Genomic DNA, 25,548 nt, shown 5'->3' on the forward strand with positions numbered 1-25,548 from the left:
GGCGGTATTCTCGGGGGCATGCGCTGCCCGTTTTGTAAGAACGAGGACACCAAGGTCATCGATTCACGCGTCGCCGATGAAGGCCAGGCGATCCGTCGCCGCCGGTCGTGTGCACAGTGCGGGCGCCGGTTCTCCACCGTCGAGAGCGCCGTCCTGTCGGTGGTGAAGCGCAATGGTGTCACCGAGCCGTTCAGCCGCGAGAAGGTGATGCGCGGCGTGCGTCGCGCCTGCCAGGGCCGTGCCGTCGAAGAGGACGCGCTGGCCAAACTCGCACAACAGGTGGAGGACACCGTCCGGCAGTCCGGGTCCGCGGAAATCCCCAGCAACGAGGTCGGGCTGGCGATCTTGCGTCCCCTGCGCGACCTCGACGAGGTCGCCTACCTCAGGTTCGCATCGGTCTACCGCTCGTTCGACTCGATCGAGGACTTCCAGCACGAGATCGACGATCTGCGAGGCGTGTCCTCGTCCGTGGACGACCCGATGTCCCCGTCGGCCGACGACCAGATCTCAACCGAATCCGTCCAGAGCTCGTAACGCCCGCTTCTCCGAGATGGGGTAGGCGGTGCCCAGCCGTTGGGCGAACAGTCCGACACGCAGTTCCTCCACCGTCCAGTGAGCGAACTCGTTGAATGTGTCGCGGTGTGCCGCCGGCAATTGATTCAGTCGACGATTCCAGTGCGCGACAACCCGATCCACGGCATTGACGCCCTCCCGATCCCGAGTCGCGGCCGCCGGCAGATCGGCGAGGCGGACGGCTGCACCCTGCAGATACCGGGGCAGGTGCTGCAGATGCCTGCGAGGTGTGGCCGCGACGAATCCGTCGAACACCAGATGGTCGAGTTGGTCGGCGACGTCGTCGGCGGCGAGATGCCCGGTGAGGCGTTCGATCTCGCGCCGGACTGCGGGCAGTTCCCGCAGGGTGGCGGTGGCGAGTGCGAAATACTCGGGCGCGGTATCGCTGACCGTCGGGCGGATGGTGTCGCGCAGTTGCTCGAACTGCTGCGGTGATCGGATCGCGGACAGGTTGCGGTCCGCGACCGCGTCGCGGATGGCGCGGCGCGTGCAGTCGGCGACGAGATCCTCGATCCGCGCGTACGGACTCTGGCTCAGCGCGAGTCGGCCGGCGGGGTCGAGGCCCGAGGTGATCTTCTTGGACAGTGCCGGCAGCGCGCGTTCGAGCAGGGCGATGATCCCGCGGGTCATCCGCACGTCGCGGTCCGCCTCCGATGCGACATCGAGCACCGACACGCCGGCCGGCCGTCTACTCGGATCGGTGACGACCTGCAGCGTCGGGTAGCGGGTGATGATCTGCCCCGCGACGGTGGTGGTGGCCGTCGGCGCGAGGGTGCCGATGCCGTCGGCGGTCCAGGTGGTGAAGACGGGTCGCTGCGGGTCGTCGTCGGACCGATCACCGAAGCGCTTCTTCAACTCCGGGAGGGATTTGCCGCTGCCTTGGACGGTGCCGGAGCGGTCGACGACGGCGAAGTTCATCGTCAGGTGGGGCGGCAGGCGGGTGGCGTCGAAGTCGCCGGGGGAGATGGTCATCGTGGTGATCGTCGACAGCTCGCGCGCCAGCCCGCTGATCAGTGGTTCGGCGCGCGGGGTGAGCCGCGACAGCGCGAGGTCGGCGAAGCGTTGCGCGGGTGCCATCGACTTGCGCAGCGCCTTGGGCAGGGTCTTGACGAGTTCGGTGGCCAGGTCGGACCGCAAACCCGGTACCAGCCAATCGAATCCGGCCGGCCGGACATGTTCCAGGAGCGGCCGCGGGATGACCACGGTGACACCGTCGTCGGGATCGCCCGGCTCGAATCGGTAGCGCAACTCGAAGCGGGTCTCACCCTGTTGCCAGGCGCCGGGGAAGTCGGTGTCGGCCACCGCGACATCGGCCGCGACGTCCTCGGGCTTGAGATCCAGCAGGTCGGGCTGGGTGCGTCGGGTCTTCTTCCACCAGGTGTCGAAGTGTCGGGCAGAGACCACTTCGGCACCGACGCGCTCATCGTAGAAGTCGAACAGTTGCTGCTCGCTGATCACCACGTCGCGTCGGCGGGCACGGTGCTCGACGTCGGCGGCCGCGTCGAGGAGATCCCGATTGTGTTCGAAGAAGGCATGATTGGTGCGCCAGTCGCCTTCGACGAGGGCATGCCGCAGGAACATCTCCCGGGAGGTGACCGGGTCGATGGTGCCGAACGGCACCCGCCGCTGCGCGACGAGGGTGACCCCGTACAGGGTGACCCGCTCATACGCCATCGCCGCCCCGCGTTTGGACGACCAGTGCGGTTCGCTGTAATTGCGGCGGACCAGATCGCCGGCGAGTTTCTCCGCCCACAGCGGGTCGATGCCGGCGACCGTGTGCGCGAACAGTCGGGAGGTCTCCATGACCTCGGCCGCCATGATGAACTGCGGCGGCTTCCGCGACAACGAGGAACCGGGGAAGATCGCGACGGTGGTGTTGCGGGCGCCGGTGTATTCGCGGGAGTCGCCGTTGCGGGCGGCGATGTTGCCGAGCAATCCGGACAGGATCGAACGGTGGATGGCGTCGGCGTCGCGGCTGGTCGCCGTCGTGGCCCAGTCGAGGTCGGACACGATCCGGGAGAGCTGCCGATGGAGTTCCCGCCACTCCCGGATCCGCAGGAAGTGCAGGAACTCGCGTTCGCAGGTGCGTCGGAACTGATTGTTGGACAGCTCTTTTCGACGCTCGTCGAGATAGTCCCAGAGCTGCAGAAAGCCCAGGAACTCCGAGCCGGGTACCGCGAACCGGCGGTGGGCGGCGTCGGCGGCCTCCCGATGGTCGGACGGTCGTTCCCGGACATCGGGGATGGACAGGGCCGCCGCGATCACCAGGACGTGATCGAGACAGCCGAGTTCGTGTGCGGCGATGAGCATCCGGGCCAGCCGCGGGTCGACGGGGATGCGGGCCATGTCGCGGCCGACGGGGGTGAGGCGTGGTTCGTGGTCGTCGCGGGCGACCTCACGGATCGCGCCGAGTTCGGTGAGCACCGCCATGCCGTCGCGGATGGCCCGCTCGTCGGGTGGTTGCACGAACGGGAATGCGGACACGTCGCCGAGGCGCAGCGAGGCCATCTGCAGGATCACCGCGGCGAGGTTGGTGCGCAGGATCTCCGGGTCGGTGAACCCGGGCCGGGCGTCGAAGTCGTCCTCGCTGTAGAGCCGGATGCAGATGCCGGGTGCGACACGTCCGCAGCGTCCCGCCCGCTGCCGCGCGCTGGCCTGTGACACCGGCTCGACCGGCAGGCGATTGACCTTGGTGCGGGTGGAGTACCGGGAGATGCGTGCCGTGCCCGTGTCGATCACGTAGCGGATGCCGGGGACCGTCAGCGAGGTCTCGGCGACGTTGGTGGCCAACACGATTCGCCGACCCGACGAGGGAGAGAACACCTTCTGCTGATCGGCGATGGACAGCCGCGCGTACAGCGGCACGATCTCCGCGCCCGCCGATGCCCGATGCTTGAGGGCATCAGCGGTGTCGCGGATGTCGCGTTCGGTCGGCAGGAACACGAGGATGTCGCCGCGTTCGTGCGCCCAGAGTTCGCCGATGGCGGCGTCGATGCCCTGGATCTGGTCGAGGTCGCGGTGGTCGGAGTCGGGGTCGTCGGCACCGAGCGGTCGGTAGCGCAGCTCCACCGGATAGGCGCGGCCGGAGACCTCGAGGATCGGCACGTCATCATCGTGAACCCGATCGTCGACCGCGAAATGCCGGGCGAACCGCTCGGGTTCGATGGTGGCCGAGGTGATGATGACCTTGAGGTCGGGTCGTCGCGGCAGGATGCGTTTGAGGTAGCCGAGGATGAAATCGATGTTGAGGCTGCGTTCGTGGGCCTCGTCGATGATCAGCGTGTCGTAGGCGCGCAGAAGGGGATCGGTGGTGATCTCGCGCAGCAGGATGCCGTCGGTCATCACCTTGACGAGGGTGTCTGCGCCGGATCGATCGGTGAAGCGCACGGAGAAGCCGACGGCGTCGCCGATCTCGGTGCCCGTCTCGTCGGCGATGCGGCGGGCCACCGAACTGGCGGCGATGCGTCGCGGCTGCGTGTGCCCGATGGCGCCGCGCACCCCGCGACCGAGTTCCAGACAGATCTTGGGTAGCTGGGTGGTCTTGCCGGAGCCGGTCTCGCCGGCGACGACGACCACCTGATGGGCCGCGATGGCGGGGGCGATCTCCTCGCGTGCCGCCGACACGGGCAGATCCGGGGGATAGGAGATCGTCGGGGCCGCCGCCCGCCGCGGCTCCAGACGTTGCTGGGCGCGGGTGATGTCGGTGGTCAGCTTGTCCCAGGATTTGTCCGACGGTTGCTTGTCCGACGGCCTGCCGAGTTGGTCGATACGACGACGCAGTCGGTGTTCGTCGGCGATGGTGACGTCGGCGAGACCGTCGAACAGGGCGCGACGATCGGCTGCGGTGCGGGCGGGCATGATTTCTCCAGGATAGTGGGGTGCCGTGGCCGCCTTCTCGGTGCGCCCGGCATGATGGGCGACATGGCTCATTCTCTGTGGCACGGTTTCGCGGACATGGGTGCGGTCAGCGCCTCGGGTCCGTTCCAGGTCGCCCGCGGCAGCGGTGCACGGATCTGGGACGTCGACGGCCAGGAGTACTTGGACGCGACGGCCGGACTGTGGTTCACCAACATCGGGCACGGCCGCACCGAGGTGGCCAACGCCGTTGCCGACCAGCTCGGCAAGCTCGCGCACTATTCGGGATTCGGCGACTTCACCTCGGATGTGACCGTGGCGCTCGCCGATCGACTCGCGGACATCGCGCCGGTGCCCGGCAGCAAGATCTTCTTCACCTCCGGTGGCAGCGACTCGGTGGACACCGCCGCCAAGCTCGCCCGCCGGTACTGGCACGAGATGGGCAAGCCGGACAAGAACATCATCGTCGGGCGGACGAAGGCCTATCACGGCATGCACGTGGCGGGAACCGCGCTGGCCGGCATCCCGGTCAACAGGGAGGGCTACGGCGAACTCATGCCCGACGCCGAGTCCGTCGAGTGGGACAACGCCAAGAGTCTGCTCGGCCTGATCGAGCGACTGGGTGAGGATCGGATCGCTGCGTTCTTCTGCGAACCCATCATCGGAGCCGGCGGCATCTACCTGCCGCCGGAGGGCTACCTGGCCGAGGTGCGCCAGATCTGCCGCGACCACGACGTGCTGTTCGTCGCCGACGAGGTGGTCACCGGATTCGGCCGCATCGGCGGTGACTCCTGGTTCGCCTCAACACGTTTCGACCTGCAGCCGGACATGATGACCACCGCGAAGGGCCTGACGTCGGGTTATGTCCCGATGGGTGCCGTGTTCATCGCGCCGCGGGTCGCCGAACCGTTCTACAGCGGTGGCGTGTGGTGGCGGCACGGCTACACCTACGGCGGGCACGCCGGAGCTGCGGCCGCGGCGATGGCCAACCTCGACATCATCGAGCGGGAGAACCTGCTCGCCGAGGCGAGCCGCCTGGAAGGCGATCTGGCCCAAGCGCTCTCGCCGCTGGCCGAGCTCGACGCGGTTGCCGAGGTCCGGACCGGTCTCGGTGCGGTCACCGCCGTCCAGCTCGCCGACCCGGCGCAGGCGCTGCCGATGGTGGGCACGATGCGCGAGCACGGGGTCAGCGGTCGCGCGGCAGGCCAAGGCGCACTTCAGATCTCGCCGGCGTTCGTGATGACGACCGAGGAGGTCGGCGAACTCGCGGACAAGATGCGCGCCGCCCTGTCCTGAGTTTCGGACACGGGCGGCACGCCGTTCGGGTCAGCCCTGCGGCTCGAGCACGAACACCGGGATGACGCGGTCGGTCTTGGTCTGGTAGTCGGCGTAATCGGGGTAGGCCGCGACGGCCCGCTCCCACCATTGCGCGCGTTCGTCGCCGGTGACCTCGCGTGCGGTGTAGTCGCCGATCTGCTCGCCGTCGCGGACCTCGACGTGCGGGTTCGCGACGATGTTGTAGTACCAGACCGGGTTCTTCGGGGCGCCGCCGAGCGAGGCGACCGCCGCGTAGCTGCCGTCGTGCTCGACACGCATGAGCGGGGTCTTGCGCAACTTGCCCGACTTGCGGCCGACCGAGGTCACCAGGATCACCGGCATGCCGCGCATCGTCGTACCGTCGGCGCCGCCGGAGTTCTCGATCTTCTCCGCCTGATCGGCCGACCAGTCGGACGCTCCGCGTGCGTATTCTCCTTGGAGGGGCATGATTACCAACCTTTCTGTTGAAACACTCGGGTGATCATTCGGTTGTGGCGTGCGTCAGTTCTTCCCATTCGTCGAGCAGACTCGAGTCGACCTCGCGAACCATCGCGCCGACTTGCTCGGTGATGTCCTCGATCTCCTCCGTGACCACTGACATCGGAAGTCCCTGGCGCAGCACGCGATAACAGTCCGACAGATAGCGCAACACCACGCCCTCGCTGCGCGCGAGTCCGTAGGCGGAGATCAGTTCGGTGAAAGTCATTGCGCGCTCGAGCATCTCTCGCAGCACCGACTTCGGCGACGGCGGATACGACGACACCCACGGGTGGCCCCGGCGGTAAACGCCGAAGGCGTACTCGATCTCGTCGGCCAGCGGCCGTGGCCAGGTGATCTCCTCGAGCCGCGTCATCCGCTCTTCGTATTCGACGCCATCGGCCTTCATCTCGGCGATCGCCGCATCGCGGGCGACCTTGCGCTGCGCGAACAGCAGCGGCCGCGGGTCCTCGAGGGTGGACTCCAGGATCGACACCACATCGTGGGCGTAGGTCGACGACTCCGGGTCCAGCAGTTCGAAGGCGGCGAGCGCGAACGACGACAGGGGATTGGTCAGCGCGAAGTTCTCCGGCACATCCACCGAGAGCGTCACGTTCTTGCCGTCGGCGTCTGGTGTGTCGAGTTGCACGACTATGCCCGACTCCCGCAGACCGCGGTAGAGGGCGATGGTGTGCTTGATGTGCCGCAACTGCCGATTGCGCGGTTCGTGGTTGGCCTCCAACAGATGTCGCATCGCGGCGAAGCAGTCACCGGGCCGCGCGAGGACCTCCATGAGCATGGCAGTGGTCATCTGGAAGTGCGAGCGCAACGGCTCGTTGGGGGCGTCCACGAGCTGGGTGAAGGTCTTCTCACCCCACGACACGAAGCCCTCGGGTGGCTTCTTGCGCACCAGCTTTCGGAGTTTCTTCGCATCGTCGCCGGCCTTGGCGACGGCGCGGGCGTTCTCCACGTCGTGGTCGGGGGCCTGGGCCACCACGTAGCCGATTGTGTCGAAGCCGGCGCGGCCGGCGCGGCCCGCGATCTGGTGGAACTCGCGGGCCCGCAGTCGACGCACGCGTACCCCGTCGTACTTGGACAGACCGGCGAACAGCACGGTGCGGATCGGCACGTTGATACCCACGCCGAGGGTGTCGGTGCCGGCCACGACTTTCAGGAGTCCTTGTTGCGCAAGGCGTTCCACGAGACGACGGTACCGCGGCAGCATCCCGGCGTGGTGCACGCCGATGCCGGCGCGCAACAACTTGGACAGGGTGGAACCGAAGCCGGTGGCGAACCGGAAGTCGCCGATCGCCTCGGCGATCGCGGCCTTCTCCGACTTGTCGGTGATCCGCGCCGAGAGCAACGCCTGCGCGCGTTCGACCGCCGAGGCCTGGGTGAAATGCACCACGTAGATCGGCGCGCGGCCCTTGTCGACGAGCTCTTCGATGGTCTCGTGGATCGGGGTGATCGCGTACGAGTAGTCGAGCGGCACCGGACGCTCCGTGCCGGTGATCGCCGACGTCGGCCGCCCGGTGCGGCGACCGAGGTCGTCGACGAAGAACGACACGTCGCCGAGCGTCGCCGACATCAGCAGGAACTGGGTGTCCGGTAACTCGATGAGCGGCACCTGCCAGGCCCAGCCGCGGTCGGCTTCGCCGTAGTAGTGGAACTCGTCGGCCACCAGGGTGCCGATGTCGCTGCGTGGGCCGTCGCGGAGCGCCAGATTCGCGACGATCTCGGCGGTCGCGCAGATGATCGGTGCGTCGGCGTTGACCGCGGCGTCACCGGTGAGCAGACCGACCGATTCGGCACCGAAGATGCCGCACAGCTCGAAGAACTTCTCGCTGACCAGCGCCTTGATCGGAGCGGTGTAATAGGCGCGTTCGCCGCGGCAGCGGGCGAAGTAGATCGCTCCCGCGGCCACCAACGATTTCCCCGATCCGGTCGGCGTGACCAAGATCACATTGCTGCCGGCGATCAGCTCGAGCAGCGCCTCGTCCTGATGCGGATACAACTCGAGTCCGCGTTCGTTCCACCAGCCCGTGAAGGTCTCGAACGCGGTGTCCTCGTCGTCGGCGGCAATAAGGTGGTCGCCGGTCGTCGCGTTCACCTCAGCGATGAGGGACCACCTGTGGTGTCGTCGCCGGCGTCGGGCTGATCGCCGCGCAGCTGTTCGGCCAGGTACCGCTCCAGCTCGGCGCCGAGTTCGTCGCCGGTGGGCAGTTCATCCTCCGCGGCCAGCAGCGACGCACGTTCGGCCTGGGCGGCGGTGAAGGAGTCGTACTGGTTCTCCAGTGCACTGACCACGGATTCGATTTCGGCGTTGCCGGACACCTCGTTGTCGACCTGCGCGCGCACCTTCTCCGCGGCGTTGTCCAGCGCGGCGAGCGGCAGTTCGAGGCCGGTGAGTTCGCCGACCGCGCTGAGCAGCCGCGCCGAGGCCGCGGGGTAATCGGCCTGCGACAGGTAGTGCGGCACATGCACCGACAGCCCCGCGGTGCGGAAGTCATGGTCGGCCATGCGCAGTTCCAGCAGCATCGACGCGCTGGCGGGCAGCTTCATCGCCGAGCCCCAGCGCGGCAGATCACCGAGCCGCTCGACGTCGCTGCCGTGTGCGGTCAACGACGACGGACGGGTGTGCGGCACCGCCATCGGGATGGCGTTGAGGCCGATGACGTCGGTCACACCGAAGTGCTCGGCGAGCCTGCGGACCGCTTCGACGAACTGTTCCCAGCGCAGGTCCGGTTCGGACCCGGCCAGCAACAGGAACGGGCGGCCTGCGGTGTCGCGGATCGCGTGCATGGTCAGCGACGGCATGGTCACGTCGGTGAAGGTGTCGCCGTCGAAGGTGATGGTGGGTCGTCGCGACCGATAGTCGATCAGTTCATCGGTGGAGAAGGTCGCGACCAGCTCCGAGTCCAGGGCATCGCGCAGATGGGTCGCGGCGAGTGCCACGGCGTGACCCGCGTCGGCGAATCCGTCGAGCGCGTGGATCAGCACCGGTCCGATGCCCTCGTCGTCGGCGACCCGGGGCGCCGGGAATTCCAGCGAGTACAGCGAGCTGTGCTCGGCCGACCGCTCGTCCATGGGGTGGTCCCTCCTCGTTTGACGTTTCCTCATTCTCTCGCATCGACGGGTGGCAGGGCCAATTTCGCGCATCAATGCAGATTTGCCCCGTTCAACACCGCTTCTGCTGTTCGGATTCCCCGGTCGGGTTCTGGGGCCGTGTCGGTACGCCGGGGAGTCGGTGGTCGATGGCACAGTAAGCCCTTGTGACCGATACCCCAACGCGTGCCCGCCGACGGCACCGGCCCGTCGTCGGACCGCTCGTGGTGCTCGCGGCCTGCTTGGCCGCGATGGCGTGTACCACCGTCGATGGGAACGCCGTCGCGGGATCGTCGGATCTGAGTGCGAAGTCGGTGGCTGCCGACGTCTTCCCGGCCGGCGCCACCCGGGTGCCGACGCCGGCGGTACCCGGCGCGCTCGCCGACATCACCGGTCGTCCGCTGCACGGGACCGTCACCCCGGCCGACTGCACGCCGCCTGCGGTCCCGAGTGCCGGCGCGGTCGTCTTCGTCGGCCCCGACCCGGCGACCTCGACGGCGACCTTCACCACCGCCGTCGTACACGCCGATCAGTCACTTGACGACGTCGTGAACCAGGCGCGCCGGTGCCCGCGGTTCGTCTCCGGGGCATCACCCACCGCGTCCTCACTGGTCACCACCGATGTGCTGCCGGCGCCCAAGGTCGCCGGATCGGTGCGGACCGGAGCCTGGCAGCGGCAGGTGACGACGGGGGCCACCGGCTCCTCGGCCATGGTCACCGCCACCAAGCTGCTGATGGCCCAGCGCAACGGTGTGCGGGTTCTCGTCGAGTACCGGCAGCAGGGCAGTGACCCCATCTCTTCGGCCGCGTCCGGGCAGCTGAATGCGCTGTTCGGCAACGCCGTCGAGGCCGCGTTCGGATAGTCCCCGCACGCCCTGTCCTCGCATCCGGCAAGCGGGATCTGGGGATGGGACATCCCGGTGTGCACAACCCCGGGGACCCGGCAGCGGGCTGGATGGCACATGCCCTGTGCGGTTCGACACTGGCCGCATGACCACCACACCCAGAGCGCGCGGCGCTCGCCGGCTCACCCCATCCGCCCTGCTCACCGCCATTCCCGGCCTGATCGGCTTTCTCCCGGAACGCTCCCTCATACTGCTCGCCTTCGGAGACGACCCGCAGGAGGTGCGCACCACCATGCGCCACGACCTGGTCCTCGACGACGACGGTGCACTCGTCTCCGGCATGATCGACCTGCTCACCCAACTCGGCGACATCACGGTCCGGCACGACGCCCGCAGTGTCGTCGCGGTCATCGCCGACGATCGCTACCCGACGAACAGCCTGCGCTACCGGCGGATCTGCGAGATCGTCGACGCCCACTTCGAGGAGGCCGGTGGCATCCTCGCCGGCTTCGTGGTGCCGCGTTTCGCCGCCGGCGCGCAGTGGCGGACGGTATGGAATGCACGCCGCGACACCCCGCGCATGAACGGCCGACGTCTCACCGAGATGTTCGGCACACCGCTGCCCGGCACCGGCGTCCTCGGTGACCCGCACTCGAGTCCGACCGCGCTGGCCGCGGCCGTCAAACACGGCCGTCGGGTGCTGCACAAGCGATCTGACATCGCCGCCGGCCTTACCCCGCTCGACCATTGCGTGGGTGCCCACCGCGACGACGTCGACACCGCAGGTCTCGACGAGGCCACCGTGCTGCGCACCATCGTCGACCACGTCGTCGGCGGACGCACCGACGACGACCTGGACTGCGCCACCGTCACCGCGATGGGCGCCGGCCTCACCGATCTGAACGTACGAGACGCAGCACTTGTGTTGGCGGTCACCGACTTCCGGCACGAGGCCGAGAAGCTGTGGAGTTCGCTGGCGCGCCGCTTGCGTGGCGCCCAGGCGGCCAGCGCCGCAACGATGCTCGGTCACCTGTACTACGTCGCCGGCGAGGGTGCTTACGCCGGAGTCGCGCTCGACCACGCCCTCGACGCCGAGCCCACCTGGAACTTCGCGATCCTGCTCGACACCGCGCTGCGCAACGGCCTACCGCCGCAGACCCTTTCGGGCACGATCCCGGCATGCTACGAGGTCGCCGAGCAACTCGGCGTGCACCTACCGCCGCCGTCGACCGCGCAACGGGCGTGCTGACGATCCCACCGGATGCGGTGGGATCAGATCTTCTCGACGAAGATGGCGTGTGCCATCTCCTCGTTCATGTCGAGGCCGGCATGCCCGGGGGTGGTCACAGTGACACTCTGTGCGCTGACGGTGACCGTGACACGGGCGTTGGGGACCACACCGGCATCGCGCAGCGCGGCGATCAGCTCGTGGTCGGACTGCGCGTGCTCGGCCAGCCGGCGCACGATCACCACGACCGGCTCGCCCTGCGGCAGGTCGGAGAGTCGGGTCGCGCCGTCGGTCAGCGGTGCGCGCTCGGCGCCGAGCAGTTCGAGGCCCGGGATCGGGTTGCCGTACGGCGAGGTGGTGGGGTTGTCGAGCACCGCGAGGAGCCGTCGTTCGACATTCTCGCTCATGACATGTTCCCAGCGGCACGCCTCTTCGTGGACCTCGTCCCACGGCATCCCGATGACATCGACGAGCAGACGCTCGGCGAGACGGTGCTTGCGCATGACCGCGACCGCGAGTTCGCGGCCCTTGTCGGTCAGTTCGAGGTGGCGATCGCCGGCCACGCGCAGCAGGCCGTCGCGCTCCATCCGGGCCACCGTCTGCGACACGGTCGGGCCGCTCTGTTCGAGGCGTTCCGCGATCCGGGCGCGCAGGGGCACGATGCCCTCTTCTTCGAGGTCATAGATCGTCCGTAGATACATCTCAGTGGTATCGACCAGATCGTTCACAGTGCGCAGTCCCTTCGTCCCCACAAGGGTACCCTGACCTGGCGCGGGGGCCCTTATGCCCGCGTGTCGGAGTCGTGGCCCGCCGCGTCTGTCCATACCCTAGCCTGAGGACGTGACACAGACCACGCGCGACGAGTCGGCGGCAGTCATCTGGAGCGAGGACTTCCTGTCGTACAAGTGGGCCCACACCCACCCGATGAATCCGGTACGACTCGCACTCACCATGACCCTCGCCCAGAGCCTGGGCATCCTCGAGGGCGTCGACACCATGGCCCCGCTGCATGTCGACGACTCGGTGCTCACCACGGTGCACTCGACCGACTACATCGACGCGGTGCGCGCCGTGGGTTCGGGCACCGCCGCGCTCTCCGGTCCGTTGCTCGAACGGCTCTTCGGCCTCGGCGACGCCGACAATCCGATCTTCGAGGGCATGCACGAGGCCGCCCGGCTCCTGGTCGGCGGGACGCTGGCCGCTGCCCAGGCGGTGGCGTCGGGTTCGGTACGACGCGCGGTGAACATCGGCGGTGGCATGCATCACGCGATGCGCTCGCGCGCCGCAGGCTTCTGCATCTACAACGACTGCGCCGTCGCCATCGACTGGCTGCTGAACAACGGCTATGACCGCGTCGCCTACATCGACATCGACGCCCATCACGGCGATGGGGTGCAGGTTGCCTTCCAGGCGGATCCGCGGGTGCTGACCGTCTCGATTCATCAGCATCCGGCGACGCTGTGGCCCGGCACCGGATGGCCCACCGAGGTCGGCGACGACGACGCCGCAGGCACCGCGGTCAACCTGGCGTTGATGCCGGATGTGTCGGACCGATTGTGGCTGAGAGCTTTTCATGCGGTGGTGCCGTCGGTGCTGGAACAGTTCCGACCGCAGATCCTGATCAGTCAGTGCGGCGCGGACAGTCATCGGGCAGATCCGCTGACCGATCTCGCGCTCACCGTCGACGGGCAGCGCGCGGCGATGCAGGCCATGCGGGGCTTTGCCGACAAGTACTGCGACGGCAAATGGGTCTCGGTCGGCGGTGGCGGGTACGGCGTGGTCAACGTGGTGCCGCGCAGCTGGTCGCACCTCATCGGTGTCACCCTCGGCAAGGACGTCGCGGTCGACACCAAGATCGATGAATCCTGGTGCGCCACGGCCGAAGACGTCGCCGAACATGTCTACTCCGAATACTCTCGGCCACCGGTCGGCGTGATGGGCGACGGGGGAGATGTCGAGTACGTACCGTGGGATGGCGACACCGGCCAGCAACCCCCCGCGGGCATCAACGAGTCCGCACAACGGCAGACCGACCGCGCGATCCTGGCCACCCGTCGTGCGGTGTACCCGCTGCACGGTCTCGATCCGGAGGACCCTCGTGACTGATGTGACCGAACCGCAGGACACGACCGAGCACCCGGCTGATCAACCTGCTGATCAACCCCAACCGCGGGAACCGTGGGATTACCCGCGGCACTGGATCGCCGACGTCCTCGCCTCCGACGGCGGGGTGGTGCATCTGCGGCCGATCGTGCCCGACGACGCCGATCGGGTCGTCCGGTTCCACGGCGGACTGTCCGAACGCACCCGCTACATGCGGTATTTCGGTCCGACGCCGACCCTCCCGCCGCGTGAGGTCGCGCGGATGACGACGGTCGACTACCAGACCCGGGTGGCGATCGTCGCGGTCCTCGGCGGCGACATCATCGCCATCGGCCTCTACGAGGGACTCGGCTTCGACGGCCGCCCCGAATCGGCGGAGGTCGCCTTCGTCGTCGCCGACGAACACCAGGGTCGCGGCCTCGGACCGATCCTGCTCGAACACCTCGCCGGGGCGGCCGCCGAGAACGGATTCACCCGCTTCGAGGCGGAGGTGCTCAGCGAGAACCCGAACATGGTGGCGGTGTTCCGCGACGCGGGCTACCAACTCTCCCGCAGCTTCGACGGCAGTACAGTGCACGTCGAGTTCCTCATCGACCCGACCGAGGCGCTGACCTCGGTGCGCAACGCCCGGGAGCGGGCGTCGGAGGCGCGTAGCGTCGCCAACCTGCTGCGGCCGTCGTCGGTCGCGGTGATCGGCGCCTCCACCGATCCGAAGAAGGTCGGTAATGCGTTGCTGGCCAACATCATCGCGGGTGGTTTCACCGGGCCGGTGTTCCCGGTGAACGGCCCCGCACCGGCCGAGGAGGCCGACAGCGACGACGGGCACCAAGCCGGTCACGGCGGCCGGCACGGACCCGGCCCGGCGCGACCCACCCCGGCCCAGCGACGAGCACATCCGCGGCCGCCGTCGGTCCGCGGTATCCGCGCCTACCGCACCGTGCGCGACATCCCCGACCCGATCGACCTCGCGGTCGTCGCGGTGCCTGCGGAGATCGTCGGCGAGGTGCTCGACGATTGTCTGGTGAAGGGGGTGCGCACCCTGGTCGTCGTGTCGTCGGGATTCGGCGAGGCCGGCATGGCAGGACTGGAGAGCGAACACCGCCTCGTCGAACAGGTTCGGGAACACGGGATGCGACTGGTCGGCCCGAACGCGCTGGGGGTGGCCAACAACGATGCCGGCGTCGCCCTCAACGCGACGCTGGCGCCGCGTATCCCCGCGGCCGGCCGGGTCGGCTTCTTCTGCCAGTCCGGTGCGTTGGGCATCGCCATCCTCGACACCGCCGCCCGCCGTCAGATCGGCCTGTCCACCTTCGTCTCCGCGGGCAACCGCGCCGACGTCTCCGGCAACGACCTGCTGCAGTACTGGGACACCGACACCGCGACCGACGTGGTGCTGCTCTATCTGGAGAGCTTCGGTAACCCACGGAAGTTCTCCCGCATCGCCCGGCGGGTGTCCCGGTCCAAGCCGATCGTCGCGGTCAAGTCGGGCAAGGGTGCGATGAGTCCGGTGCGGGCCGCGCGGTCGGCGGCGGCGAGCCTCGACGATCAGATCGCGGCCATGGTGCTCGAGCAGGCCGGTGTGATCCAGGTCAACACCATCTCCGAATTATTCGACTGCGCAACGATTTTCGCGTATCAGCCGCTGCCCCGCGGGCCGCGGACCCGGATCATCGGGAACTCGTCGGTGCTGGGCAGCCTGGCCGCCGACACCGCACGCAGTGGTGGCCTCGAGGTGACAGACACGATCGATCTCGGTGCCGGTGCCTCCGAGGACCAGTTCGAGACGGCGGTCGCCGAGGCGATGGCCGACGAGACCGTCGACGCGGTGCTGGTGGTGTTCGTGCCGCCGGTGGCGGTCGACGCCGACTGGCATGCGCGGGCGTTGATGGCCGCCGCCAACAGCCAGCAGCCCGACCAACCCAAGCCGATCGTCTCCACGTTCCTCGCGGTCGAGGGCATCCCGCCGGGATTGATGAAGCCCGGACCCAATGGGCTGCCCGAGGCGGGCTCGATCCCGTCCTACGGCAGTCCGGAACGGGCCGCGGTGGCGCTTTCGCGAGCGTGGCAGTACGCCCGGTGGCGGCAGCGCCCCGAAAGCGAGGTGCATCGCCCGGTCGGCACCGACCCGGAGGCGGCGCGTGCCGACGTGCGGGAGGCGCTGGCCGACCTCGTCGGCGACGACACCGCCGACGTGACGGTCCGGCACGTGCTCGGGCATGTGCAGTCGGCGGCGATCCTGGCCCACTACGGCGTGGCAGTCGTCCCGTTCCGCGAGGTCCGCACCATGCACGAAGCGTCCGCGGCAGGTCATGACCTGGGTTTTCCGGTCGCGGTCAAGGCCACTTCGGAGGTGTGGCGGGGCCGCCTCGACCGCGAGGGCGCGCGCCTCGATCTGCCGGATGCCACCTCGGTGATCACCGCCTTCACCGAGCTCACCGAACTCACCGGCGATCAGGTCATGCACGTGCAGAAGATGGCTCCGAAGGGCATCGGCACCGTCATCGGCGTGCGCGACGACCCGTCGTTCGGGTCGCTGATCTCGTTCGGACTGTCCGGACGCACCTACGAACTGCTCGGTGACCACGGCTATCGGGCGGTGCCGCTGACCCCGCTCGATGCCGCCGAGTTGCTCGACGAGCCGCGCTCGGCGCCGTTGCTGGCCGGATATGGCGGGGAGGCGCCGGTCGACCGCGAAGCGCTGATCGATCTGCTGATGCGGATCTCCACCCTCGTCGACGACATCCCGGAGGTCCGGGAGGTCAGCTGTGACCCGATCCTGGTGTCGCCGGACGGCGTCGCGGTGCTCAATGCCCAGATAACGATCGGTCCGGTGCCCACACGTGCGGACACCGGACCGAGGAGGCTGAACTAGCGCATCAGCTGGCTGGCTGATCAGCTGGCATAGGCGCGCAGACGTTCGGCGCGGTCTCCCTGGCGCAGCTTGGTCATGACCTCGCGCTCGATCTGCCGGACCCGTTCGCGGGACAGGCCGAACATGCGTCCGATCTGATCGAGGGTGCGCGGCTGACCGTCGTCGAGGCCGTATCGCATCCGGATCACCTGCTGCTCGCGCTCGTCGAGCGTCGAGAGCACTGAGCGGATGTCGGAGTGCAGCAGACCGGCGATGACGGCGTTCTCCGCGGAGGTGGCCTCGGCGTCCTCGATGAAGTCACCCAGCGGTGCCTCCTCGTCGCTGCCGACCGGCATGTCCAGGCTCACCGGGTCGCGGCTGTGGTCGAGCAGGTCGGCGATCTTCTCCGCCGGGATGCCCGACTCATTGGCCAGCTCGTCGTCGGTGGCCTCGCGGCCGAGCTGCTGATGCAGTTCCCGCTTGATCCGCGCCAACTTGTTGACCTGCTCCACGAGGTGGACGGGCAGCCGGATGGTGCGGCTCTGGTCGGCCATGCCGCGGGTGATCGCCTGCCGAATCCACCACGTTGCATACGTGGAGAACTTGAAGCCCTTCGCATAGTCGAACTTCTCCATGGCGCGGATCAGGCCGAGGTTGCCCTCTTGGATGAGGTCCAGCAGTGGCATCCCGCGGCCCGTGTAGCGCTTGGCGAGCGACACGACGAGACGGAGGTTGGCTTCCAGCAGGTGCGACCGTGCATATTCGCCCTCGCGGACGATGATGCCCAGATCACGCTTCTTGGCGGCCGAGAGGCGCTTCTTGGTGGCCAGGACATGCTTGGCGTACAGACCCGCCTCGATCTGCTTGGCGAGTTCGACCTCTTGTTCCGCATTGAGCAGCGCGGTCCGGCCGATGCCGTTGAGGTAGACGCGCACCAGATCGGCGGCGGGGGATTGAGCGTCGAGATCCTGCTCGGTCATGGCAGGTCGGGTCCCGGTGGCTTCGGGATCGTCGGTATATCGGGTAGTCGTGGTAGGGCGTGCAATTGTCGAGCGTGACATTCGGCCTCCTGACTTGAGTGCGTTCACAGGGTCCAACGCGCTCGGAGGGTCGAAAGTTCCCGGGACCAGTGCGACCTTCGACCCGGCACGGGCCGCTGACCTGTGCTTTCCTCGACGCCCTCGGTCGGCTACATGAGAAATCGCTGAGAGTCTTACCTCGATGGAACTAGTGGCGAATCACACTTGGCGAATCACACCGCGTCGTCGCGGCGGTCCGGATCGACCGTCGTCGAGTCGATGACGCGGCCGTCGGGCGAGAGCGACGGCGGTCCGACGACCGTGTGATCGTGCCCGTACAGGTAGTGCGGCACCTCACCGCGCTTGCGTGGCGGTCGGTCGTTGGCGACCAACACCGCGATCCAGGGCAGTGGGATGGACAGGGCGACGATCGCCAGCGCGAGCAGCCCGTTGGCGGTCGCGCCGTAGACGATACCCGCTATGACCAGTGCGGGAACGCGAAAAGCCATGAGCGTCAGGTATTTTCGCACCCGTGCCCGGTGCTGGTCATCGAGCGACTGTTGCGCATCGGTGATCAGGACGGCGTCCCGGAGCTCGGCATGATCGTGCCGGGTGCCGCCGAAACCGCCGTCGGCGGAGTGTGCAGAAAATCCTTCGCGGCCCATCTGTCCACTGTCCCACTTTCACCCGGCGAATGCAGCGACGGGATTGGTTGGTCGCAACAGGACTACCTGGCGCACAATGGTCGGCATGGGAACCGAGACGATCGAGCGGCCAGATCTCGACGAACGTACCGATGTCGATGTCGACGAACGGCCGGACGCCGACACCACCGACCAGGGCGACGACGATCGCCCCAAGTTCTTTCACTACGTCCGCAAGGACAAGATCGCCGAGAGTGCGGTCATGGGCAACTTCGTGGTGGCGCTGTGCGGTGAGACCTTCCCGGTGACCCGCTCGGCCAAGCCCGGTTCCCCGGTCTGCCCGAAGTGCAAGAAGATCTACAAGCGGATGCGCAAGGGCGACTGAGCGGCTCTGCGCACGATCACCCGCGCACGATCACCTGCGCCGGATCGGCCCGGTGGAGAGCCGGTCCGGCAGCGACTTGAGCTGGCCGGTGATGTCGGAGGTCTGCGACGACATCCACTCGCGCACCTGCACCGACGCTGTCGGCTTGGCCGGCCACAGCGACTGCACGGCCGCGTTGAACTCGGCGCCGATGACGATGGCGAAGCCGAGGAAGAACGCGAACAGCAGGAACGCGATCGGGGTCGCCAGTGCGCCGTAGGTGTAGCCGGCGCGGGTGATCACCGTCAGATAGATACGCAGCAGATAGCTGGCCACCCAGAAGAAGATGCCGGCGACGACCGCGCCCCCGGCGAGCCGATGCCAGGGCAGCGGGTTGGGCAAAGCCAGGTGATAGAGCGTGGTCAGCACGATCAGCATCAGCACCGCGACGAACGGGAAGTAGCCGTAGTCGATCAGGTTGGTGATGATCGGATCCCACGAATCGGGCACGATCTCGTGCAGGTAGTTCGGACCCAGCGCGACCAGCGGCAGGATGAACACCGACACCACCAGGAACACCACGTAGAGCAGCAGCGCGAAGATGCGCTGCCAGACCGGGTTGCGGACCTCGTGCTGATCGTGGGCGCGCACGATCGAGGCGACGAAGCAGGACACCGCCGCCGACCCGGCCCACAGCGACAGGATGAAACCCACCGAGATGACGCCGACGCGTCCGCGTCCGAGCACGTTGTCGACGGTGGGCTTGATCAGGTCGCCGACCACATTCGCGGAGAACGTCCGGTTGGCGAACGCCAGGATGCGCTCGTAGATGACCTCGACGGTGTCCGGTCCGAACCAGCCGGCGACGTATCCGACCGAGCCGAGCAACCCGAGCAGCAGCGGCGGCAGCGACAACACCTGCCAGAACGCGGCCTGCGCGGCCCAGCCGACGATCCCGTCGTCCCAGGCCTTGACGATTGTGCGCCACACCAGCCGGTGCAGATTCGGCAGCACCGGCAGCCCGGGTCCGCCGGTCACCTCGGCGGTCGGGTTGTGGTGCCCCTCGCGCGGATCGACGACCGGGGTGTCGCGGGTGGCTTCGATGGGTACGGTCGCGGCATCGGCCGACGACGCGAGGTCGTCGGTGATGGGCGCTGGGTTCCGGTGACTGCTGACTATGGCTCTAGCATCCACGATTCGCTGCGGAAACGGGTGACCGGCCCTGGGCGTGTGCCGAATAGTGAGCCGATCGCGGGCCGCAGGGCGGTGTCGCGGTGAGATCCTGTCGGCGTCCGGCGGTAGGATTGCCCGCGTCCCCTTGGCCTGCGATGGCGATCCCGTGCGGTTGCGATCTCTGTCACTGACCGTGCTCACCGTCGGCGCTTGGGGATCTTTCATGCCGGTCGAGGGAACTCAGGAGCAGTGCACAGGTGACTTCAGCAGCCGAAAACGGTGTCGAGACGCCGGAGGCCAAGCCGGCGGGACCACCACTTCGGGCCTGGCAACGACGCGCCCTGACGAAGTACCTGACGCGCCGTCCCGTCGATTTCCTCGCGGTCGCCACCCCGGGGGCCGGTAAGACCACCTTCGGGCTGCGGGTGGCGCGCGAACTCCTCGACGACCGCACCGTGGACCAGATCGCCGTCGTGACCCCCACCGAACACCTCAAGCATCAGTGGGCGCAGGCCGCCGCCCGCGTCGGTATCGCCCTGGATTCGCGCTTCAGCAACGCCACCGGCCAGACCAGCTCGGACTATCACGGCGTCGCGCTGACCTACGCACAGGTCGCGGCGCACCCGTCGCGGCACCGGGTACGCACCGAGAACCGGCGCACACTGGTCATCCTCGACGAGATCCATCACGGCGGTGACGCGAAGTCGTGGGGTGACGCGATCCGCGAGGCGTTCTCCGACGCCACGCGACGTCTGGCGCTGACCGGTACCCCGTTCCGCTCCGACGACTCACCGATCCCGTTCGTCACCTACGAGCCCGAACCCGGGGGCGTGCAACGGTCGAAGGCCGACCACACCTACGGCTACGCCGATGCCCTCGCCGACGGCGTGGTGCGGCCCGTCGTGTTCCTCGCCTACAGCGGTCAGGCGAGCTGGCGCACCAGCGCCGGTGAGGAGTTCACCGCGCGCCTCGGCGAGCCGCTGTCGGCCGAACACACCGCCCGGGCGTGGCGCACCGCGCTCGACCCGCACGGCGACTGGATTCCGTCGGTCCTGCAGGCAGCCCACACGCGGCTGCGGCAGTTACGTGCCAAAGGCATCCCCGACGCCGGTGGGCTGGTCATCGCCACCGATCAGACCACCGCGCGCGACTACGCCGAACTGCTCACCGACATCAGCGGCAAGAAGGTCACCGTCGTCCTCTCCGACGACCCGAAGGCGTCGGGCCGCATCGCCGAGTTCTCCGCCTCCGACGACGAGTGGATGGTCGCGGTGCGGATGGTGTCCGAAGGCGTCGACGTGCCGCGGCTTGCGGTCGGGGTGTACGCCACCAGCGCGTCGACGCCGCTCTACTTCGCGCAGGCCATCGGCCGGTTCGTGCGGTCGCGTCGGCCGGGCGAGACCGCCAGTGTGTTCCTGCCGTCGGTGCCGGTGCTGCTGAATCTGGCCAGCCAGATGGAGGCCGAGCGTGATCACGTGCTCGGCAAACCGCACCGGGAGAGCGAGGGTCTCGACGACGCCCTGCTCATCGACGCGAACAAGCAGAAGGACGAACCCGGCGAGGAGGAGAAGGCGTTCCAGTCGCTACACGCCGACGCCGAGCTCGATCAGGTCATCTTCGACGGCGCGTCGTGGGGCACGGCCACCTTCGCCGGCAGCGACGAGGAATCCGACTATCTGGGGCTGCCCGGCCTGCTCGACGCCGATCAGGTGCGCGAACTGCTGCGCAAGCGGCAGGACGAGCAGGTGACCGTCCGAACCACAACGGCCGCCGCACCTGCTGCCGCGCCCGCAGAGCGACCGGCGGGGGAGAACCTGCACGCGTTGCGCAAGGAGCTCAACACGCTGGTCGCGATGCACAACCACCGGACCGGCAAACCGCACGGCATGGTGCACAACGAATTGCGCACCCGCCTCGGCGGGCCGCCGACCGCGATGGCCAGCGCCGATCAGCTACGCGAGCGGATCGCCGCGCTGCGCGAGTGGCGCTGACGCCCTGCCGTCCCTCGGATATGCGACGACCCGGCCGGAGTGTTCCGGCCGGGTCGCGACACATGTGCTCGGTCTCTAGACCAGTTCGCCCGCGGATTCGACGACCGTGGCGGAGAGCTCGACGAGCTTCGCCTCGTGATCGTTGAAGTGATGACGGCAGAAGAGAAGTTCTCCGCCCGCGGGCAGCACGGCCCGTACCTTGGCGGCCGCACCGCAGCGGTCACAGCGGTCGGCAGCGGTGAGCGGCATGTAGATCGGGGATGTGGTGGCGGTGTCTGACATGGTTCCTCCGTCCCGGTCCGGCGTCGGCGCAGTGCGCTTTCGCCATTCCCTTCCTGAGCCGACACATCCGTAGTGATGTGTCGCCTTCACTCTTTCAGACGTTTGGGGGCTCCGTATTGTTCCGCGGGTCCCCCGGGTGTGTCGTCATTCACCCGTAACACCAGGATCGGCAGCCGCAACACACGCACAATCTGCCGTTACCTACAGTGCGACGCAGATCACACGCGCGAGCGGTCCGGATCGGCGTCGGCCGCGGCCGCCACCTCGATCTCCCGGCTCTCGCGCAGCGCGCTGATGGCATCCGACGACTCGTGGTCCCGGTCGCGCAGGTACTGACGCAGCGAGTACGCGAACGCGGCGGCCCAGGCGACGACGATCAGCGCGTACACCCCGGTCTGCACGGGCTGCGGCACGTCGAGCAGATCGCTGCGGAACAGGCTGCGGGTATTGGTGAGCACGATCAGTCCGCCGACCGAGGCGCCGAGCAGTCGCGGCGGGATGTGCCGGACCAACCAGGCGGCGATCGGTGCGGCGAGCACGCCGCCGACCAGGATCGCGCCCACCCAGGCGAAGTTGATGCCCTGGGAGCCGAGGCTCAGCAGGAAGCCGAGGCTGGCGGCGAGCGCGATGATGAACTCGCTGGTGTCGATCGATCCGATCACCTTGCGGGGTTCGAGGCGGCCGCTGGCCAGAATCGCCGGAGTGCCGACCGGACCCCAGCCACCGCCGCCGGTCGCGTCGACGAAGCCGGCGACGAACCCCAGCGGTCCCAGGAATCGCTTCCGCAGCGGCTTACCCAGGTTGTGGCGCGGGATCCCGGAGAAGGTGAACCGCACGAGGATGTAGACACCGAGCAGCAGCAGGATGATCGCCATGATCGGCGCCGCCGCCTCGGTGGACAGCTTCGACAGGATCGTCGCACCCAGGAACGCGCCGATCGCGCCCGGAATGGCGATGCGGCGCACCACCTTCCAGTCGACGTTGCCGAACTTCCAGTGCGAGACACCGGACACCAGGGTGGTGCCGATCTCCGCGAGGTGGACGGTCGCCGACGCCGCGGCCGGATTGGTGCCGATGGCGAGCAGCAGGGTGGTGGTCGTGACGCCGTAGGCCATGCCCAGGCTGCCGTCGACGAGTTGGGCGGCAAAGCCCACCAAGCCGATCAGGACGATGGTTCTCATGAGGGACCACTGTGCCGGAAAGCGACATTACCGGCCCAACCGAGAATCGCCCTGCGTCCAACCCTTGACATCTGCCGGTTTGTCCGGCATGGGTCTAGTCGAGGTAGTCGCGCAGCACCTGCGAACGGCTGGGGTGCCGCAGCTTGGACATCGTCTTCGACTCGATCTGCCGGATGCGCTCGCGGGTCACCCCGTAGACCTGGCCGATCTCGTCGAGCGTGCGGGGCTGTCCGTCGGTGAGACCGAACCGCAGTCGCACCACACCGGCCTCGCGCTCGGACAGGGTCTCGAGCACTGACTGCAGCTGATCCTGCAGCAGGGTGAAGCTGACCGCGTCGACCGCGACGACGGCCTCGGAGTCCTCGATGAAGTCACCGAGCTGGCTGTCGCCCTCGTCGCCGATGGTCTGGTCCAGGGAGATCGGCTCACGCGCGTACTGCTGGATCTCGAGGACCTTCTCCGGCGTGATGTCCATTTCCTTCGCGAGCTCTTCCGGAGTCGGCTCGCGGCCGAGATCCTGGAGCAGCTCACGCTGGATACGGCCGAGCTTGTTGATGACCTCGACCATGTGCACCGGGATGCGGATGGTGCGGGCTTGGTCGGCCATCGCACGGGTGATGGCCTGACGAATCCACCAAGTCGCGTACGTGGAGAACTTGTAGCCCTTGGTGTAGTCGAACTTCTCGACCGCGCGGATCAGACCGAGGTTGCCTTCCTGGATGAGGTCGAGGAAGGCCATGCCGCGGCCGGTGTAGCGCTTGGCCAACGAGACCACGAGACGCAGGTTGGCCTCGAGCAGATGATTCTTGGCGCGGTTGCCGTCGCGGGAAATCCAGTTCAGGTCGCGCTTGGCCGCGGTGCTGAGCTTCTCCGACGACTCCATCATCCGGCGCAGTCGCTCGGTCGCGAACAGGCCGGCCTCGATGCGCTTGGCGAGTTCGACCTCTTCCTCGGCGTTGAGCAGCGCAACCTTGCCGATCTGCTTGAGGTAGGCGCGCACGGAGTCGGCCGACGCGGTGAGTTCGGCGTCCTTGCGGGCCTGCCGCAGCGCCTCGGACTCCTCCTCGTCCCAGACGAAGTCCCCGGAGGACTTGTCCTTCTCGGACGGTTCGTCGTCCTTGGCCTTGTCGGCGGGCTTGGCGGCAGTCGACGCGCCCGCGGTGGCGGGGGTGCTCTCCGCGTCGTCCTCGGAGTCGTCGTCCGACTCGTCGTCCTCGGCGGTCAGATCGTCGTCGTCATCGTCGTCGATCTCGACGTCGTCCTCGAGCTCCACATCGGCATCGTCGATGTCGTCGATCGAACCGGCATCGGCGTCGTCGTCGAGATTCTCCTCGGCGTCGGCGCCGTCGGCACTCTTGGCGCCCTTCTTCGCGGGGGCTTTGCGTGCGGCTTTCTTGGCGGCGGCCTTGCGCGGACCGGCCTTCTTGGCGGCCTTCTTGGCCGGTGGCTTTGCCGGCGCGTCCTGCGTGGTGGTCGTCGCGTCGACCGACTCGTCGGTGTCGGCCTGCTGGGTCTGGGTGGCTGCCACGTACAACCTTTCGAACTGACTCGTGATTTCTCACACGACAGCATGCGCTGCCGCGGATCAGGGCTTGATGTCTCGGCGATTGCGCACCGATTCGACCATTGTAACGACATCGCATCGTCAGATGTGGCAATGCGCAGGTCAGTCGGGCCGGGGAGGGGCCTCAGGTGCGCAATCCGGTGTCCACGGCCATCGCCGCGCCGACGATGCCCGCAGTGTTGCGCAACGTGGCCGGCACGACGGGGGTCGAGTTGGTCAGCAGCGGAATCCACTTGTCGGATTTGCGGCTGATGCCGCCGCCGACGATGAACAGCTTCGGCCAGAACAACGCCTCGTAGGCCTCGAGAACGCGGGAGAGCTTATGGGTCCACTTCTCATACGACCAGCCCTTGTCCTCCTTCACCTTCGACGACGCCTGATGCTCGGCCTCCTTGCCGTGGATGATCATGTGCCCGAGTTCGGTGTTGGGGACCAGGGTGCCGTTGATCAGGATCGCGCTGCCGATGCCGGTACCCAGTGTCAGCAGCATCACCACGCCGTCGACGCCCGCGCCACCGCCGAACCGGTCCTCGGCCATGCCCGCCGCGTCCGCGTCGTTGAGCACCGAGAGTCGGCGGTCGCCGAGCGTCGTGCCGAAGAGTTGGTAGACGTCGGTGCCGATCCAGCCCTTGTCGATGTTGGCCGCGGTGCGCATCGTCCCGTCGGTCACCACACCGGGCAGTGTGATGCCCACCGGGCCGGTCCAGTCGAAGTGCTCGACGACCTCGGCGACCCCGGCGGCCACGGCCTCCGGGGTGGATGGCTGCGGGGTGAGCACCTTGTGCCGGTCGCCGACCATCTCTCCGGTATCGAGGTCGATGATGCCGCCCTTGATGCCGGAACCACCGACATCGACACCGAAACTGAGGTTGGTTGCGTCGGGCATGTGAGGCGTCCTCTCCGGTCAAGCCAGGCAGAAGGTGGGGTAGTGCGGCAGTACCGGATCTCAGGCTATCCACCGCGACGGCGCAGCGCT

At 67.9% G+C, this 25,548-nt stretch carries 20 protein-coding genes; 8 read left to right on the forward strand and 12 right to left on the reverse strand.

The window, feature by feature from the left end:
- Window positions 1-18 precede the first annotated feature (18 nt).
- Window positions 19-534: a transcriptional regulator NrdR gene (gene nrdR, locus AAFP30_RS26440; protein WP_419233027.1), complete on the forward strand. Its 516-nt coding sequence runs from the start codon at window positions 19-21 to the stop codon at window positions 532-534.
- Here the strand turns inward: nrdR and hrpA are convergent.
- Entirely contained in the window at window positions 508-4,431 is a 3,924-nt protein-coding gene (gene hrpA, locus AAFP30_RS26445; RefSeq protein ID WP_419233028.1) for an ATP-dependent RNA helicase HrpA, read from the reverse strand. The genes nrdR and hrpA overlap by 27 nt on opposite strands.
- 63 nt (window positions 4,432-4,494) lie before the next feature.
- On the opposite strand from hrpA, the gene AAFP30_RS26450 reads away from it, so the two are divergent.
- Window positions 4,495-5,724, forward strand: coding sequence for an aspartate aminotransferase family protein (locus AAFP30_RS26450; protein ID WP_419233029.1), 1,230 nt, complete (start codon window positions 4,495-4,497; stop codon window positions 5,722-5,724).
- A gap of 30 nt (window positions 5,725-5,754) precedes the next feature.
- On the opposite strand, the gene AAFP30_RS26455 is transcribed toward AAFP30_RS26450, so the two are convergent.
- The 3 genes from AAFP30_RS26455 to AAFP30_RS26465 are packed head-to-tail and all read right to left on the reverse strand — an operon-like array spanning window position 5,755 to window position 9,309.
- Window positions 5,755-6,192, reverse strand: a complete 438-nt coding sequence (locus AAFP30_RS26455) for a nitroreductase family deazaflavin-dependent oxidoreductase (RefSeq protein WP_419233030.1) — start codon at window positions 6,190-6,192, stop codon at window positions 5,755-5,757.
- A gap of 34 nt (window positions 6,193-6,226) precedes the next feature.
- Window positions 6,227-8,305, reverse strand: coding sequence for a DEAD/DEAH box helicase (locus AAFP30_RS26460; protein ID WP_419233083.1), 2,079 nt, complete (start codon window positions 8,303-8,305; stop codon window positions 6,227-6,229).
- 23 nt (window positions 8,306-8,328) lie between these two features.
- Complete coding sequence (locus tag AAFP30_RS26465) at window positions 8,329-9,309, reverse strand: PAC2 family protein (protein ID WP_419233031.1); 981 nt, start codon at window positions 9,307-9,309, stop codon at window positions 8,329-8,331.
- Window positions 9,310-9,494: 185 nt separating this feature from the next.
- Here AAFP30_RS26465 and AAFP30_RS26470 point away from each other — a divergent pair, with 185 nt between their 5' ends.
- Both AAFP30_RS26470 and AAFP30_RS26475 read left to right on the forward strand, forming a co-directional pair.
- Window positions 9,495-10,190: a hypothetical protein gene (locus tag AAFP30_RS26470; RefSeq protein WP_419233032.1), complete on the forward strand. Its 696-nt coding sequence runs from the start codon at window positions 9,495-9,497 to the stop codon at window positions 10,188-10,190.
- Between the two features lie 127 nt (window positions 10,191-10,317).
- Complete coding sequence (locus tag AAFP30_RS26475; protein ID WP_419233033.1) at window positions 10,318-11,421, forward strand: DUF4192 domain-containing protein; 1,104 nt, start codon at window positions 10,318-10,320, stop codon at window positions 11,419-11,421.
- A 23-nt stretch (window positions 11,422-11,444) separates the two neighbouring features.
- Here AAFP30_RS26475 and AAFP30_RS26480 read toward each other — a convergent pair whose 3' ends face one another.
- Window positions 11,445-12,128 carry an iron dependent repressor, metal binding and dimerization domain protein gene (locus AAFP30_RS26480; protein WP_419233034.1) on the reverse strand — a complete coding sequence of 228 codons (684 nt, stop codon included), beginning with the start codon at window positions 12,126-12,128 and terminating at the stop codon, window positions 11,445-11,447.
- Window positions 12,129-12,240: 112 nt separating this feature from the next.
- Here AAFP30_RS26480 and AAFP30_RS26485 point away from each other — a divergent pair, with 112 nt between their 5' ends.
- The gene (locus AAFP30_RS26485) at window positions 12,241-13,506 is read left to right on the forward strand and encodes an acetoin utilization protein AcuC (protein ID WP_419233035.1); all 1,266 of its coding nucleotides are present in this window, start codon (window positions 12,241-12,243) and stop codon (window positions 13,504-13,506) included.
- A 1-nt stretch (window position 13,507) separates the two neighbouring features.
- The gene (locus tag AAFP30_RS26490) at window positions 13,508-16,375 is read left to right on the forward strand and encodes a GNAT family N-acetyltransferase (RefSeq protein WP_419233084.1); all 2,868 of its coding nucleotides are present in this window, start codon (window positions 13,508-13,510) and stop codon (window positions 16,373-16,375) included.
- A 20-nt stretch (window positions 16,376-16,395) separates the two neighbouring features.
- On the opposite strand, the gene AAFP30_RS26495 is transcribed toward AAFP30_RS26490, so the two are convergent.
- Together AAFP30_RS26495 and AAFP30_RS26500 are read right to left on the reverse strand one after the other, a co-directional pair.
- Window positions 16,396-17,415 (reverse strand): sigma-70 family RNA polymerase sigma factor, encoded by a 1,020-nt coding sequence (locus AAFP30_RS26495; RefSeq protein WP_419233036.1) that lies wholly within the window; start codon window positions 17,413-17,415, stop codon window positions 16,396-16,398.
- Between the two features lie 191 nt (window positions 17,416-17,606).
- Window positions 17,607-18,038, reverse strand: coding sequence for a DUF3099 domain-containing protein (locus AAFP30_RS26500; protein ID WP_419233037.1), 432 nt, complete (start codon window positions 18,036-18,038; stop codon window positions 17,607-17,609).
- An 85-nt stretch (window positions 18,039-18,123) separates the two neighbouring features.
- Between AAFP30_RS26500 and AAFP30_RS26505 the strand changes: the two genes are divergently transcribed.
- On the forward strand, window positions 18,124-18,402 hold the full coding sequence (locus AAFP30_RS26505) for a DUF3039 domain-containing protein (RefSeq protein ID WP_419233038.1): 279 nt from the start codon (window positions 18,124-18,126) through the stop codon (window positions 18,400-18,402).
- 30 nt (window positions 18,403-18,432) lie between these two features.
- On the opposite strand, the gene AAFP30_RS26510 is transcribed toward AAFP30_RS26505, so the two are convergent.
- Complete coding sequence (locus tag AAFP30_RS26510; protein WP_419233085.1) at window positions 18,433-19,578, reverse strand: YihY/virulence factor BrkB family protein; 1,146 nt, start codon at window positions 19,576-19,578, stop codon at window positions 18,433-18,435.
- 233 nt (window positions 19,579-19,811) lie between these two features.
- Here AAFP30_RS26510 and AAFP30_RS26515 point away from each other — a divergent pair, with 233 nt between their 5' ends.
- On the forward strand, window positions 19,812-21,545 hold the full coding sequence (locus AAFP30_RS26515) for a DEAD/DEAH box helicase (RefSeq protein ID WP_419233039.1): 1,734 nt from the start codon (window positions 19,812-19,814) through the stop codon (window positions 21,543-21,545).
- A gap of 75 nt (window positions 21,546-21,620) precedes the next feature.
- Here AAFP30_RS26515 and AAFP30_RS26520 read toward each other — a convergent pair whose 3' ends face one another.
- The 4 genes from AAFP30_RS26520 to ppgK all read right to left on the reverse strand — a co-directional run bounded on the left by AAFP30_RS26520 (window position 21,621) and on the right by ppgK (window position 25,458).
- The gene (locus AAFP30_RS26520; RefSeq protein ID WP_419233040.1) at window positions 21,621-21,827 is read right to left on the reverse strand and encodes a DUF7455 domain-containing protein; all 207 of its coding nucleotides are present in this window, start codon (window positions 21,825-21,827) and stop codon (window positions 21,621-21,623) included.
- A 218-nt stretch (window positions 21,828-22,045) separates the two neighbouring features.
- Window positions 22,046-23,008 carry a sulfite exporter TauE/SafE family protein gene (locus tag AAFP30_RS26525; RefSeq protein ID WP_419233041.1) on the reverse strand — a complete coding sequence of 321 codons (963 nt, stop codon included), beginning with the start codon at window positions 23,006-23,008 and terminating at the stop codon, window positions 22,046-22,048.
- Between the two features lie 94 nt (window positions 23,009-23,102).
- Complete coding sequence (locus AAFP30_RS26530; protein WP_419233042.1) at window positions 23,103-24,536, reverse strand: RNA polymerase sigma factor; 1,434 nt, start codon at window positions 24,534-24,536, stop codon at window positions 23,103-23,105.
- A 160-nt stretch (window positions 24,537-24,696) separates the two neighbouring features.
- Entirely contained in the window at window positions 24,697-25,458 is a 762-nt protein-coding gene (gene ppgK, locus AAFP30_RS26535; protein ID WP_419233043.1) for a polyphosphate--glucose phosphotransferase, read from the reverse strand.
- Window positions 25,459-25,548 lie beyond the last annotated feature (90 nt).

The organism is Gordonia sp. CPCC 205515, assembly GCF_048537925.1.
In the GTDB taxonomy this organism is placed as follows: domain Bacteria; phylum Actinomycetota; class Actinomycetes; order Mycobacteriales; family Mycobacteriaceae; genus Gordonia.

Bases quoted from the DNA above. Each gene is read 5' to 3' on its own strand.
- ppgK (WP_419233043.1), bottom strand. From the start codon at position 25,458: ATGCCCGACGCAACCAACCTCAGTTTCGGTGTCGATGTCGGTGGTTCC.
- hrpA (WP_419233028.1), bottom strand. From the start codon at position 4,431: ATGCCCGCCCGCACCGCAGCCGATCGTCGCGCCCTGTTCGACGGTCTC.
- AAFP30_RS26520 (WP_419233040.1), bottom strand. From the start codon at position 21,827: ATGTCAGACACCGCCACCACATCCCCGATCTACATGCCGCTCACCGCT.
- AAFP30_RS26500 (WP_419233037.1), bottom strand. From the start codon at position 18,038: ATGGGCCGCGAAGGATTTTCTGCACACTCCGCCGACGGCGGTTTCGGC.
- AAFP30_RS26455 (WP_419233030.1), bottom strand. From the start codon at position 6,192: ATGCCCCTCCAAGGAGAATACGCACGCGGAGCGTCCGACTGGTCGGCC.
- AAFP30_RS26465 (WP_419233031.1), bottom strand. From the start codon at position 9,309: ATGGACGAGCGGTCGGCCGAGCACAGCTCGCTGTACTCGCTGGAATTC.
- AAFP30_RS26505 (WP_419233038.1), top strand. From the start codon at position 18,124: ATGGGAACCGAGACGATCGAGCGGCCAGATCTCGACGAACGTACCGAT.
- AAFP30_RS26525 (WP_419233041.1), bottom strand. From the start codon at position 23,008: ATGAGAACCATCGTCCTGATCGGCTTGGTGGGCTTTGCCGCCCAACTC.
- nrdR (WP_419233027.1), top strand. From the start codon at position 19: ATGCGCTGCCCGTTTTGTAAGAACGAGGACACCAAGGTCATCGATTCA.
- AAFP30_RS26475 (WP_419233033.1), top strand. From the start codon at position 10,318: ATGACCACCACACCCAGAGCGCGCGGCGCTCGCCGGCTCACCCCATCC.
- AAFP30_RS26495 (WP_419233036.1), bottom strand. From the start codon at position 17,415: ATGTCACGCTCGACAATTGCACGCCCTACCACGACTACCCGATATACC.
- AAFP30_RS26450 (WP_419233029.1), top strand. From the start codon at position 4,495: ATGGCTCATTCTCTGTGGCACGGTTTCGCGGACATGGGTGCGGTCAGC.